The sequence below is a fragment of the Pseudovibrio sp. SCP20 genome (genome assembly GCF_057774105.1).
The window spans coordinates 247956-261518 of the sequence record NZ_JBYMDH010000005.1; the positions used below are offsets into that span (position 1 = coordinate 247956).

The 13563-nt window shown below is 54.0% G+C and carries 13 protein-coding genes; 5 read left to right on the plus strand and 8 right to left on the minus strand.

Features of this window, described 5'->3' with window-relative positions; translation table 11 throughout:
* Positions 1-64: 64 nt before the first annotated feature.
* The 3 genes from AC3CB2_RS19380 to AC3CB2_RS19390 are packed head-to-tail and all read right to left on the minus strand — an operon-like array spanning position 65 to position 2285.
* On the minus strand, positions 65-976 hold the full coding sequence (locus AC3CB2_RS19380) for an SDR family NAD(P)-dependent oxidoreductase (RefSeq protein WP_352935547.1): 912 nt from the start codon (positions 974-976) through the stop codon (positions 65-67).
* The gene (locus tag AC3CB2_RS19385; RefSeq protein ID WP_008549171.1) at positions 973-1443 is read right to left on the minus strand and encodes a MaoC family dehydratase; all 471 of its coding nucleotides are present in this window, start codon (positions 1441-1443) and stop codon (positions 973-975) included. The genes AC3CB2_RS19380 and AC3CB2_RS19385 overlap by 4 nt, the downstream gene beginning before the upstream one ends.
* Before the next feature lie 11 nt (positions 1444-1454).
* On the minus strand, positions 1455-2285 hold the full coding sequence (locus AC3CB2_RS19390; RefSeq protein ID WP_352935544.1) for an SDR family oxidoreductase: 831 nt from the start codon (positions 2283-2285) through the stop codon (positions 1455-1457).
* Between the two features lie 349 nt (positions 2286-2634).
* Between AC3CB2_RS19390 and AC3CB2_RS19395 the strand changes: the two genes are divergently transcribed.
* From AC3CB2_RS19395 to AC3CB2_RS19405, 3 genes are all read left to right on the plus strand, one after another.
* Positions 2635-3894, plus strand: a complete 1260-nt coding sequence (locus tag AC3CB2_RS19395) for an acyl-CoA dehydrogenase family protein (RefSeq protein ID WP_352935541.1) — start codon at positions 2635-2637, stop codon at positions 3892-3894.
* A 63-nt stretch (positions 3895-3957) separates the two neighbouring features.
* A complete protein-coding gene (locus AC3CB2_RS19400) occupies positions 3958-5148 on the plus strand; it encodes an acyl-CoA dehydrogenase family protein (protein WP_352935539.1) in 1191 nt (396 codons plus the stop codon).
* Between the two features lie 11 nt (positions 5149-5159).
* Positions 5160-6275, plus strand: coding sequence for an acyl-CoA dehydrogenase family protein (locus AC3CB2_RS19405; protein ID WP_352935537.1), 1116 nt, complete (start codon positions 5160-5162; stop codon positions 6273-6275).
* A gap of 157 nt (positions 6276-6432) precedes the next feature.
* Here the strand turns inward: AC3CB2_RS19405 and AC3CB2_RS19410 are convergent, their stop codons facing one another.
* Together AC3CB2_RS19410 and AC3CB2_RS19415 are read right to left on the minus strand one after the other, a co-directional pair.
* Positions 6433-7224, minus strand: a complete 792-nt coding sequence (locus AC3CB2_RS19410) for an SDR family NAD(P)-dependent oxidoreductase (protein ID WP_054783703.1) — start codon at positions 7222-7224, stop codon at positions 6433-6435.
* 2 nt (positions 7225-7226) lie between these two features.
* Positions 7227-8213: an NADPH:quinone oxidoreductase family protein gene (locus tag AC3CB2_RS19415; RefSeq protein WP_352935535.1), complete on the minus strand. Its 987-nt coding sequence runs from the start codon at positions 8211-8213 to the stop codon at positions 7227-7229.
* 234 nt (positions 8214-8447) lie between these two features.
* Between AC3CB2_RS19415 and AC3CB2_RS19420 the strand changes: the two genes are divergently transcribed.
* Together AC3CB2_RS19420 and AC3CB2_RS19425 are read left to right on the plus strand one after the other, a co-directional pair.
* Positions 8448-10841, plus strand: coding sequence for a plasma-membrane proton-efflux P-type ATPase (locus AC3CB2_RS19420; RefSeq protein WP_352935532.1), 2394 nt, complete (start codon positions 8448-8450; stop codon positions 10839-10841).
* A 77-nt stretch (positions 10842-10918) separates the two neighbouring features.
* Complete coding sequence (locus AC3CB2_RS19425) at positions 10919-11965, plus strand: helix-turn-helix domain-containing protein (RefSeq protein WP_352935531.1); 1047 nt, start codon at positions 10919-10921, stop codon at positions 11963-11965.
* Here AC3CB2_RS19425 and AC3CB2_RS19430 read toward each other — a convergent pair.
* From AC3CB2_RS19430 to AC3CB2_RS19440, 3 genes are all read right to left on the minus strand, one after another.
* A complete protein-coding gene (locus tag AC3CB2_RS19430; protein WP_352935528.1) occupies positions 11962-12570 on the minus strand; it encodes a hypothetical protein in 609 nt (202 codons plus the stop codon). The two genes, AC3CB2_RS19425 and AC3CB2_RS19430, sit on opposite strands and share 4 nt — an antisense overlap.
* A gap of 111 nt (positions 12571-12681) precedes the next feature.
* Positions 12682-13095, minus strand: coding sequence for an acyl-CoA thioesterase (locus tag AC3CB2_RS19435; RefSeq protein WP_352935526.1), 414 nt, complete (start codon positions 13093-13095; stop codon positions 12682-12684).
* A gap of 31 nt (positions 13096-13126) precedes the next feature.
* Positions 13127-13492 carry a SpoIIAA family protein gene (locus AC3CB2_RS19440; RefSeq protein ID WP_008548874.1) on the minus strand — a complete coding sequence of 122 codons (366 nt, stop codon included), beginning with the start codon at positions 13490-13492 and terminating at the stop codon, positions 13127-13129.
* Positions 13493-13563 lie beyond the last annotated feature (71 nt).

The following is a 13563-nucleotide window of genomic DNA, read 5'->3' on the forward strand; positions in this document are numbered from 1 at the left end:
AACATCCATTCGCCTGACAGTTCCTCCGTCCCGTGAACAGTCAGGCTCTCACTTTGCTCTGAAATCAGGCGTTGGCCATTGCCTTGACAAGCTTGGCGACACCTTCCATGGCGCTGTTGACTGGTTCAGCATCCGTGCGATCAGAAATCCGGCCCCAGTTGGCAGCGATTGCCTCTGGCGTGCGATCCCCCTCCGCCAGATGAATGCCTTGCGTTTCCAACATTTCAGCCAGTGTGTAGGTACCAGCAGCGGCCACAAGCACTTTGCGGGTTGGCGCAGCCTGAGAGCACAGGAACACAACAGCCGGTGTGATGTTTTCCGGCCCCAGCATCTTCAGCGTACCAGCATCCATGATGGTTTCGGTCATACGCGTGCCCGCAGAAGGTGCGATGCAGTTTACGTGAATGTTGCTCTTGGCACCTTCAAGGCCGAGCGTGTTCATCATGCCCCACAGACCTGCTTTTGCCGCGCCGTAGTTCGCCTGACCGAAGTTGCCATAGATGCCAGAGGGAGAGGTGGTCATGATGATACGGCCATAGCCTTGCTCTTTCATCACGTTCCAGACAGCCTTGGTGCAGAGTGCCGCACCGTTGAGGTGCACATCTACCACCTTGTTCCAATTGGCCATTTCCATTTTGGCAAAGGACTTATCGCGCAGAATGCCAGCGTTGTTGATGAGAATGTCAACGCGTCCAAAGGCTTCAACGGCCTCTGCGGCCATCGCATTGACCGCGGCTTCATCCGTCACATCTGCAGCATTCGCAATTGCTCTGCCACCCGCTGCCTTGATCTCCTCAACAACTGTCTCCGCCGCTGTAGCAGAAGAGCCGGAGCCGTCAACCGAGCCACCCAGATCATTCACCACCACAGCAGCACCGCGCGCGGCTAGCTCCAGCGCATAAAGACGGCCAAGCCCACCACCTGCACCTGTGATAATCGCTACCTGACCGGCAAAATTCATCGTGTCCTGCGTCATGCAGCTACCTCCTCAAAAAACGTCATAGTCAGCCATTGTGCGACCAACGCAGGGCTTTCGACACCCTCAATCTCTATTGAAAGACCAAACTCCTGGAGGATCTGCCCATCTCCCTTGCGGGTCAGACCATCCAGAGTGAAACGTCCCCGAATGCGTTTACCAGTGGCGACGGGATGCAAAAAGCGGATTTTATTGAAACCATAGTTGATACCCATGGTCCGCCCTTTCACATCCGGCAGGGATTCAATAGCGAACTTGCTGGCGAGTGAAAGCGTAAGGAACCCATGGGCAATGGTGCCACCAAAAGGCGTTTCCGCAGCTGCACGCTCGGGATCCATATGGATGAACTGCTCATCAAACGTCAGTTTGCCGAAGGTGGAGATCATCTCCTGATCCACTTCCACCCAGTCAGACAAGCCAATCTGCTGGCCAACACGGGCCTCTAGTTCTTCTACTGTCAGTTCCACAGGGCTTCTCCCTATCCAAACAGATTTGTACCAGTGGCAACATGAATGCCGCCATCCAGTGGGATCACCTCACCCGTCACGTAAGATCCGCCCTTACCACACAGGAACAGCGTTGCGCCTGCAATGTCATCCGGATGACCGATCCGCCCAAGAGGAACGCCTTTGCCGACACGAGCCGCTTTCTCGTCCGTATCTGTCGCAAACGCTGTCATGTTGGATTGGAACGGCCCCGGTGCGAAGCCGTTGAACGTGATGTGCTCATGCGCCAACTCTTTGGCAAGAATACGCGTTAGCTGGTGCACGGCAGCTTTTGACGCGGAATATGAATAAGCGCCGTCTCCGATTGGGGTGGAACCCATTACGGAGCCGAGATTGATCACACGAGCCGGATCTTCCGGACGTCCGCTGGCTTTCAGTTCTGGAAGCAAGGTCTGGGTCAAATGGAACAGACCTGCCACGTTCACATCCATCACCCGTTTCCACGCGAAGTAAGGGAAGGAGCCCAGAGGCTCGCCCCAGGTGATGCCAGCGTTGTTGACCAGAATGTCCAGCTTTGGGCTCCGCTCACGCACGGCCTCAGCCAGTGCAAGCACACCTTCCTCAGAGCCCACATCTCCCTGAAACGCCTCAACAGATCCGGCAGCTTCCGGATTGTTGGCTTTCAGGTTGGCATTGATTTCTTCAGCGGTTTTCTCAACCACATCCAGCTTGCGAGAGCAGATGAAGACGCGTGCTCCGCCTTCTGCCAGAGCCGTTGCAACCATGCGACCAATGCCGGTGCCACCGCCTGTCACCAGCGCCGTTTTGCCAGCAACACCAAACAGTTCCTCAAGATATCCCATGAAGACACCCTACCTCCCATAGTGTTCTTCGAGCTGCCACCGCATCTCCTGTGACCTGACTGTAGCGCATCCTCAACCGAAAACCGGTACCCATTATTTAGGGGGATGCAACCTTAAACCAATGGTCAAGCTTGCTCCTCGCCGCGTGCAGTTGACAACATACTCACTAGTATGTTTCCGTATATCAAGAGTTGTAAAGCAAAATTTTTAGCAGATATCTTTTGTCTCTCCAGCCTTGGATCCTGATTGTGCGTGGGAGCTCATGATCATACATCCTATTGATATTAAGCGGATTTTCCCCGCAGTGGCGAAAGGATAAAAGAGCTCAAATGTCTTGGGAGGGTCATTGATGAGCGACACTTTATTAGCCGAACGTCCAGCTATGGACCTTGGGGTGAGCACACGTGTGGCACCGCTGATTGAGCAAGTACGCGCCATGGTTCGCGATGAAATCATGCCCCTTGAAGATGAGTTTCATGATGAGATTCCCGTGGGCGACCGCTGGCAGCATACTCCGCGGCAGACAGAGATTCTGGAGAGCCTGAAGGCAAGTGCACGCGCTAAAGGTCTCTGGAATTTCTGGCTGACGGACTCTGAGCGTGGCTATGGACTCAGCACCGTTGAATACGCTTATCTGGCAGAGGAGATGGGCAAGTCCCCCCTCGCGCCAGAGGTGTTCAACTGCAACGCTCCAGACACTGGCAATATGGAAGTATTTGAGCGCTATGGCTCTGACGCCATGAAGGAAACATGGCTGAAACGCATGCTCAACGGCGAAATCCGCTCTGCTTATCTGATGACAGAGCCGGACCACGGCTCCTCCGACGCCACCAATATCCGCATGTCCTGCGTGCGTGATGGTGATCATTACGTGCTGAACGGTGAAAAGTGGTGGTCTTCCGGTGCGGGTGATCCACGCTGTGCTGTTTACATCACCATGGTTTTCACCCCAACAGACGGAAACAAGCACCAGCAGCATTCCATGATCGTGGTGGACGCCAACACGCCGGGCATCACCAAGCTGCGTCCAATGCAAGTCTTTGGGCATGACCATGCCCCACACGGTCACCTGCATTTGCGGTTTGAGGATGTGCGTGTCCCGGTTGAGAACCTGCTTCTGGAAGAAGGACGCGGGTTTGAAGTTGCACAAGGCCGCCTTGGGCCGGGCCGCATCCACCACTGTATGCGTGCAATTGGACAGGCAGAACAAGCACTTGAGCTGATGTGCAAGCGCTCCATCAACCGCGAAGCTTTCGGCAAGCAGCTCTACAAGCTGGGTGCCAACTTTGACATCATCGCTGAATGCCGCATGGAGATCGAGCAGGCCCGCCTCCTCTGCCTGAAAGCCGCATGGATGATGGACAATGCCTCTGCCCGTGAAGCTGCATTCTGGATCAGCCAGATTAAGGTGGTCGCGCCGCGTATGTCTCTGAAGGTGACCGACGAAGCTATGCAGATGTTTGGCGGTCAGGGCATCTCTCAAGACACGCCTTTGGCGACCAACTGGATGAACCTGCGCACCCTGCGCTTTGCGGATGGGCCGGACGCCGTGCACCGCAACTTCATTGGCCGCTCCGAGCTGCGCAAACACACTCAGGAAAAGATCTGATAAGGCAGGAGAGCCACGGCTCTCCTTTTCTTTGCATCTGCACTCCAAAACAGGGAGAACGCAATGACATCACTTAATGAATTCCGCATGGAAACAAGGGCTTGGCTGGAAGAGAACTGCCCTCAGGACATGCGAAAAGCTGTCACCACCGAAGAAGACATCTGTTGGGGTGGCCGCAACTGGACGTTCAAGTCCGAAGCACAACAGCAATGGCTGGAGCGCATGGCTGAACGTGGCTGGACCGTGCCAAGCTGGCCGAAAGAATACGGCGGAGGCGGTCTGAGCGGAGATGAAGTCAAGATCCTCAAGGAAGAGATGAAGCGTATCGACGCCATGTCTCCGCTGGAAAGCTTCGGCATCTGGATGCTTGGCCCAGCATTGCTGAAATACGGCTCCCACGAGCAGAAACTGGAGCACTTGCCCAAGATCGCCCGTGGTGAAATCCGTTGGTGTCAGGGCTATTCCGAACCGGGTTCAGGCTCCGATCTTGCCTCCGTCCAAACCAAGGGCGTGGACATGGGCGATCACTTCCTCGTCTCGGGCCAGAAGATCTGGACGTCCTACGCTGACAAAGCTGATTGGATTTTTGCGTTGGTGCGTACAGAACCAGATGCGAAGAAGCACAAGGGCATCTCGTTCCTGCTGTTTGATATGACCAGCGAGGGCGTCTCAACCAAGCCGATCCGTCTCATCTCTGGCAGTTCTCCGTTCTGCGAAACCTTCTTCGATGAAGTGAAGGTGCCCATGGAGAACGTGGTCGACGAGCGTGGCAACGGCTGGACAATCGCCAAGTACTTGCTGACACACGAACGTGAGATGGTCAGCAATCTGGATGCGATCTTTGGCGGTTCTGCGGGGCTGTATGAAACCGCCGTGGAATCGATTGGTCTGGATGAAACAGGCCGATTGGATGATCCGCTGCTTCGTGCAGATATTGGCGACTTCCTCGTCGATGAGATGGCTCTGACTGCACATCTGGCTGCTGCAAAGGACTTTCACCGCGCTGGCAACCAGCTGGGCGCTCGTTCTGCGGAGCTGAAGTATCTTGGCACCGAACTGAACAAACGCCGCCAGAGCCTCGTTGTACAGGCTGGAGGGCTGGAAGCGCTGTCTGGGCCCGAAGAGAACAACGGCATCGGCAATCAGTCAGCTTCTTGGCTACGCTCCAAGGGCAACAGCATTGAGGGCGGTACCTCCGAGATCATGCTTTCCATCATTTCAAAGGCAGTTCTGCGTCTGCCATCACTGGGTTAAGGAGAGAAAACATGGAACTTTTCAGCTCTGAAGAAACCCTATTGAAGGACTCCGCCGCTGGCTTCATGTCAGAAAACGCTCCAGTACAGGCGCTGCGTGATCTGCGTGACCAGAAAGAAGCCCTCGGCTTCAATCAGGAGCTCCATAAAACTCTGGCCGAGATGGGATGGTTCGGCATGCTTCTGCCGGAAGACGCTGGTGGCTATGATTTCGGTCACCGTGCAGCTGGCCTTGTGGCGGAAGAAATGGGCCGCAACCTGACAGCCTCTCCGTTCCTCTCAACCGCTGTTTTGAGCGCAATTGCACTGCGTCAGGCAGGAGGCGAGCATCTGAGCGAATGGGGGCCGAAGATCGCAGCTGGCGAAGCTGTCATGGCTCTGGCAATTGATGAAGGCGCAAAACACAATCCTTCCCGCATCAAGGCAACTGCTGAACCAGATGGGAACGGTTTCATCCTCAATGCCAGAAAACGCGCAGTATTTGACGGATACAACGCAGATCGCCTGATCGTGGTTGCAAAAAGCGGAGATGAGACCGGCCTCTTCCTCGTCGATCCAAGCGCTGCTGAAGTAAAAGTTGAACGCAATGCCATGCTGGACAGCCGCAATGCGGCAAACATCCAGATCACCAATCTGCATCTGGACGGCAAAGATCTGCTTTGCCCACTCGACAAAGGTGCCGAGGTTCTGGAAACCATACTCCGGTCTGGACGCGCAATCTCTGCCTCAGAACAACTTGGAGTTGCCAGAGAGGTTGCAGAGCGCACAACAGCTTATCTGAATGAGCGCAAGCAATTTGGTGTTCCAATTGGCATGTTTCAGGCACTTCAGCACAGAATGGCCGACCTTTACTGCCAGATCGAAGAAACAGCATCTCTCATCTCTGCCGCGCTGAGGTCGATAGATACAACCTCAGATAGTGCAGAGGAGCTCACTCGAGCAGCAAAAGCCAAGGTTGCTAAGGTTTCACGACTGGCGACAGAAGAAGCGGTGCAGATGCATGGTGGAATCGGTATGACCGATGAAGTTGATGTCGGATTGTTTATGAAACGCGACCGAGTGTTAACAGAGATGCTCGGTGACAGCGCTCACCATATAGACTTTCTGCTAAAAAGACGGGGTCTTTAACTGAATAATCCGTATTTCTACTTGTGATTATTTCTAAAGTAACTTCATAATCGCAGTTATCTGGTCCACCCCTTTGGATCAGCGAGAGCCAGTCCGCAACAGCATTGCCCGGTGTTGCAGACTGGCTCTCTCTTTTTTGGCTAACCAAATCAACTCTTCAGATCTTCATTCCCGGCATGTTGAGAGAGGATGTGTTGCCCCCATCCACGGCCAACGCCTGCCCCGTAATGAAGCTGGCATCCTTACTGGCAAGAAATGCAATTGTAGCTGCAACTTCAGCAGGATCACCGTGTCGGCGCAGCTCTGCGCGAGAGCCGAGCTTGTCCTCTTTGCCCACACTGCGGGCGTGATCAAACACCGGTTTTGTCATCCCGGTTTCAATCAGGCCGGGACAAACAGCATTCACACGAACTCCATGCTCACCGAAATCACAGGCCGATGTCATCGTGAAATTGATGAGCGCCGCTTTGGATGCGCTATAGGCATTTCCGCCCGCTCCAGCCCGAATCCCCGCAACCGAAGCAGTATTCACAATAGAACCACGACCAGAAGCTTTGAGCTGTTCGCGGGTGTACTTGGTGAATAGCATCGCGCCCAGTACATTCACCTCGTAAACCTTGAGCCAGTCGCCGAAGTCTTCATGACTGCCGCCCCACGAACCTTCACAGATTACGCCAGCATTGTTGCAAAGAATGCTGATGCCGCCAAAGGTGTTCTCAACGGCCTCCACGCAGGTTTCAACGGCCTCTTCATCGGCTACATCCACGACGTAAATGCGCGCCCGGCAGCCTTCAGGAAGCAGCGAGGCGGTTTCATCCAGCCCTTCCTCGTTTCGGTCCACTAATGCAACAGCAGCACCTTCCTCGGCTAACCGAATGGCGGTTGCACGCCCGATGCCACTGCCTGCCCCTGTGATCAGCGCTGTTTCTCCTGCAAATCTGGGTTGCATCGTCAAGTCCTCCCCGTTTCCAGAACCACTTTGCCAACCACACGCCTTTCCATCAAGTCTCGAAGCGCCTGAGGCGCTTCTTCAAGCGAATAGCTCCTACTAACAGTTGGCTTGAGTTTGCCCTCCTGCAGCCATTTAAACAGCTCTGAGAAGTTATTCTGGTCGTTCCTTGGCTCTCTCATACGGAACGCACCCCAGAACACCCCCATGACCGAACATCCTTTGAGCAAAGGCAAATTGGTTGGGATGGAGGGGATATCGCCAGCAGCAAAGCCTACAACCAATGCGCGACCGTTCCACGCTGTTGATCTCAGTGCCTGCTCAAAGAGATCACCACCGACCGGATCGTAAACCACATCAACGCCTGCCTTGCCGACAATCTCTTTCAGGCGCTCCCTCAGATCCTGAGTGGAGTAGTTGATCAGCTCATCCGCCCCAGCTTTGCGCGCCGCTTCCAGCTTTTCAGCAGAACTGGCGGCCGCGATCACTTTGGCGCCCATAATCTTGCCAATCTCAACCGCCGTCAGCCCAACACCACCACCTGCACCGAGTACAAGCAGTGTCTCTCCCGGCTGCAACTGTGCCCGTTGCTTCAGAGCGTGCATGGACGTGCCGTATGTCATCGTAAAACCAGCAGCGACTTGCGCTGACATGATTTCTGGCCGCTTCATCACGGCGGATGCATCCACCACGACCTCTTCGGCATATCCGCCTTGCTGCAGTAGAAGCGCTACAACGGGATCACCAGGCGCGAAGTCGGTAACACCTTCGCCAACGGCTTCAACTCTACCAGCGACCTCTCCACCTGGCACGAATGGCATTGGTGGCTTGATCTGATACTTACCTGCAATCACCAGCGTATCCGGAAAGTTGACGCCAGCAGCTTCCACTGCGATCCGCACTTGTCCTTTCTTTGGCTCTTTGCGTTCAACATCTTCAACTCGCAACGCTTCCGGTGGGCCGTATTCTGAACAGACAACAGCACGCATGATTTCCCTCCCAAATCAAAACATACTCATGAGTATGTTATGGAAACGCAGTGAGCGCAACCACAACGCTAGGTGTAACTCCCCTCCCCTGTTCTCAAGACGCACCAAATTTGAGCAAGCAGTTTCGTAATCAGGAAACCACGGTTTGCAGAAGCCTCCTGCTCTCTCATCATCCGTTTACACGCTCTGGCGAGAATAGGTCAGTTAAGCACGTGCAGAGCATGGAAAGACCTGATGGCTGAACAGGATAAGCCCAATCTTGCTGATGAGTTCAAACGCCTGGAAAGCTCACCTGAAGGGCTGACAGGTTCCACCGCATCCAACAGGCTGAAGCAATACGGCCCCAATGCGCTGGAAGAGAAGAAAACCAGCAAGCTGGTCCAACTGCTGCTGACGTTCTGGGGGCCTATCCCGTGGCTCATCGAAATCGCAGCAATCCTTTCCGCAATCATTGAGCACTGGGCTGATTTCACCATCATTCTGTTCATGCTGGTTCTGAACTCCGGCATCGAGTTCGTTCAAAGCAGCAAAGCTGCTGATGCACTGGCAGCGCTGAAATCATCCATGGCGCTGAAAGCCCGCGTGAAGCGAGATGGGAAGTGGGCTGACATTCCCGCAACTGACATTGTGCCCGGCGACATCATCAATCTGGAAAACGGAGACATCATTCCCGCTGACTGCATTTTGGAGAGCGGGCCTTATCTTGCTGTCGATCAGGCCGCGCTGACGGGTGAGTCTCTTCCGGTCGATAAGCAAGTGGGAGATGTGGCTTACTCTGGATCCATCATCAAACAAGGCACAATGCAGGCGCTGGTAACTGCGACCGGAGGCAACACGTTCTTCGGCAACACGGCCAAGCTTGTTCAATCCGCCGGCAACATTTCACACTTCCAGAAAAGTGTTCTGGGCATCGGCAAGTTCCTTATTCTGGGTACGGCTTTGCTCGCTGCTCTCATCATCGTCAAACAACTCTATCTTCAACAAAGCATTCTCGACATCATCGAGTTGGTGCTCGTACTGGTCATCGCCTCAATTCCTGTCGCCATGCCAGCCGTGCTCTCTGTCACCATGGCCCTTGGCGCACTCACTCTTTCCAAAAAGAAAGCCATCGTCTCTCATCTGCAGGCCATTGAAGAATTGGCAGGCGTGAATGTGCTGTGCTCAGACAAAACGGGGACACTCACCAAAAACGAACTCACTTTGGGCGAACCAGTTCTGTTTGACGCAGCGAGCGAAAAAGAGCTGGTGGTGATGGCCGCTCTTGCTTCCAGCACAATCGAGAAGGACGTCATAGATCATCTCATTGTCAGCAAAGCCGAGCGGGGCATTCTGGAACTTTACAAGCAGAACACCTTCACACCGTTTGACCCAGTCAGCAAGCGAACCGAAGCGGGCATATCCGGCCCACGCGGGGCATTCAAAGTGATCAAGGGCGCTCCGCAGGTGGTGATCGATCTCTGCGCCAATGCAGCTGAAGAAAAGGCCGCAGCCAGCAAGGCTGTGCATAAGTTTGCAGCAAAAGGGTTACGCGCGCTGGGTATCGCCAAAACCAACGAGCAACACGAGCTACGACTGCTGGGCATTCTCTCACTCTACGACCCACCACGCGATGACTCCAAAGCGGTCATTGAAGAAACTCAGAATGCGGGCATCACCGTTAAGATGGTGACAGGTGACGATGTTGCCATCGGCAGGGAGATCGCTGGACAGCTGGGTCTGGGCACGTCACTGGAAAGCGCAAGCCAGGTCTTTTCGGAAAACAAGGACATGGACAATCTGCCCGCCAATATCCGCGAGGAGATCGTCAACGCAGACGGCTTTGCGCGTGTCTTTCCGGAACACAAATACGGCATCGTAAAAGCGCTCCAGCAATCCGGCGATTATGTCGCCATGACAGGAGACGGCGTAAACGATGCTCCCGCTTTGAAGCAGGCCGATGTGGGCATTGCTGTTTCAGGCGCAACAGATGCTGCCCGTTCCGCGGCTGATCTGATCCTCACGCTGCCGGGTCTTTCGGTCATTACAGATGCTGTAATCGAAGCGCGAAAGATCTTCGCCCGCATGATCAGCTACGTGGACTATCGCGTGGCGATGACCATCAACCTGATGGTGTTCGTTTCCGCCAGCGTGCTTCTGCTGGAAGAGGTGCCTTTGACAGCCATCATGATTGTCATGCTGGCACTCCTTGATGACATCCCAATCATCACCATTGCCTACGACAATACCGAGGCCGCACCAGCACCGATGGAGTGGCAACTCGGAAACATGCTGCGCACGGCAACCGTGCTTGGGCTCATATCCGTTGTCGAGAACTTCATCCTCATGATGGCCGCACGGCATTGGCTGGATGTTCCAGCCGCAGAACTGCAGAGCGTCATGTTCCTGCAGCTGGTAGTGGCGGGACACTTGCTCCTGTTCGTCTGTAGGCATGATCACTGGTTCTGGCAGGCACCTCGACCCTCCGCCAAATTGCTCATGGCAATTATCACCACGCAGTTGCTCGCAGTTGTCATCTGTCGATCTGGCTTCCTCGTTCCAGCAATCAGTTGGGAGTTGATCGGCATTGTCTGGGCTCAGGCAATCCTCTGGATGTTCGTTCTCAACGTTGCCAGAAAGCTCAGCCGCTAAAAGATGTGAGGGCTGCTCTTTCGCTCCTCCAACAGACAGATTAGATATAGAGCATTGTCTGCAACCGGAGTTGGCGCGTGCCGAGCTTACCCCTTCCCTTTTTTACCGCACTGTTTCTGTGCTTCATCCTGCTACGCCTTGTTGCCGGGTATGGACGCAAACTGCCACCAATGCTTCTGGTGACAATCTGCCTCTATGCTCTGCAATCCGTTCTGCTTGGCGTTAAGTGGGGCATGGGTGGATTGCCATCATGGTCAACTGCTGGATTGGCACTTCTGCTTCCCCCAGCAACCTGGCTTTCCTTTCTGCAACTCACCAACCGGTTTTCTAGAAAGGCCATTGGCTGGACAGCAGGTGCAACAGCGGCTTCATTTAGCGTTCTTGTAGTCGCACCTAACTTCAACATTCCCAGCTTGATCGACTTAACCAGTGTTGCGGTCTATCTCGGATACGGCGCGCTCTTCTTCCGGTCGGCAACCGTGAAGCAATGGGAGTGGACCAGCCATCTGCCGCTCGACCAGATGTTCCCGACACGCCAAGCCCAACTCATCGCCGGTGCAGTGTTCTCAACCTCAGCTCTTGTCGATCTGGCTGTCGCCTCTGACTTCGCCCTGAACAGAGGTAGCCATGCTGCAACCATTGTGGGCACCGCGAACCTTGTCATGCTGGTTGCTCTGATCACACTCGTGGTTCTGATGAACCGGAAGCCATCAGTCGCGCAGCAACCCTCAACGCAGGTTGAAGCGGAGAAGATCTCGGCCACACCGGAGCAAATTGAACTGGTGGACGCACTGGACCAACTGATGCGGAGTGAAAATCTCTATCGTGATGAGAACCTGTCTCTCGACAAGCTGGCTCGGAAACTGCGTGTCCCGACCAGGCAGATTTCGACAGCTGTCAACACAGTGCGCGAGATCAACCTGCCTCAATACACCAACGGGTTTCGTGTGGCGGAGGCCTGTCATCTTCTGGAGACAACAGACACTCCGATCACCGCGATCATCTATGAGGTTGGCTTCACCACCAAGTCCAACTTCAATCGCGAGTTCCAACGTGTGACGGGAAAGAGCCCTAGTGCCTGGCGGAAAGAGAGCAGGACTTCCGGTGTCACAGAGCCAGCCTAAAAGATCTCTCGCAAGATATCTGTGGCGTGCCTCCAACCACGCATGACGCCCACGTTGGAGATCAGCTTTTCGACATTGATGCGGATGTTCTCTTTAGGAACATCCGCCGGGAATTTGAGATACACAGCTGCCATCTCACCATCCAGTTCGAAGCTGGAAACATCTCCCTTGAAGTAGATTACAGACTTATTGGCAGAGACTGAAAACTCTCCAAATTGCCCAACAAAGTCACCCGCCAACTTATCCATTTCAACGCTGACATCCATAGGTCTCGGCAGTCTCAAAACTGCTGAAGGGTCACACCAACCGAGGAGCCAGGAGCCTCTTCGTTTGAAGTGAATGTCCAGACTGCCATCCTCATGATGGGTCGCTTCAGCCGTCAAGCTACATCCACGAGCATCGCTGGTTTCGAGTTGGATCGGGCTCTCTGAACTGTTTGCTCCGACGATCCGAAGGCCCAAATTGCTGCCCGTAATTCTGACCTTTTCCACCTGCTGAGACGAGAGCGTCTGGGTGCTTTCACTTCCCGTTGAGACCGTCGCATATGCTGCTACTGCTATCACTGCGATCGCTATAAGTATCCTCGTGCCGTTGCTGGTTGCCATCTACAAACTCCTTGATTTCCTGCAAAAACCATGGAAGTTCCAAAGATAGGTCGCGACCTAGATCTTGAAATAGGACCTAAAACACGTCCTGAAACACCATCAAGGACCTACTCATTCCTTGATGAGCAGAAGCACAGCAGCCTCTTTAATGGCAGGAGGAAATGGGCAGGCATGACGAGCCACCCGGTCCAGATGAGCACAAATCAGCTCCGTCGTTGCAAGCAGTTTTTGCGTTTCCGCGTTATACATTTCATGCAGGATATAGAGCGTCTTCTCATGAATATCCGTCAGCCCGGACCTGCAAAAAAGGAGATCTCCAGCTAAGGCTTCGGCATGGTATTTCGTGGTCTGCTGCACCGCTGCCATGCCCCGATTATGCTCTCTGAAGTATGCTGAAGTTAGCCCGACAAGAGAGAACAGATGCCAGTTGGCTTCGTCAAATTTCTCCGTGTACCACTGCACATTCATGTGCCCCATGTGGTCCAACTGATAGGGATAGACGACGCCTCGATAGGTCTCAATCATGGTATTTTTCAGTGGTGCCGGAGCGACTAATTCACTCCTTCACCCACTCCCAGGCCTTGTCCAGATTTGCCATATCGAAGTGCTTTTCGCCTATACCAAGCATCGCTGCGAAGGGACTATCCATCGCTACAAGCCACTCCCAAATCTTCCGATCAGAGACAATAGCAATCCGGTGAAAGCTCTTTGCATGGGTCATCGCCCACTTCAAATCTTCGTATCCAGCCTCAATACCCCAGTGTGCTTTCTCATTCAAAATCACCAGAACGCTGACCTTGGCATGCTTGTCCAGCACCTCTTCAACCTGTGAAATCAGGTTTAATTCTTCGGTGATATCGACCTTTCCATCGACCTCAAACCCGAGCACATTCTCAGAACTTTCAGGAAGTTTTTTGATCATTCTGGCACCTCTTTCGTTGGTCAGAATAGTACTTGATCTCCACCTTCTATCCTGTTTCAGAGGCCTTGTAG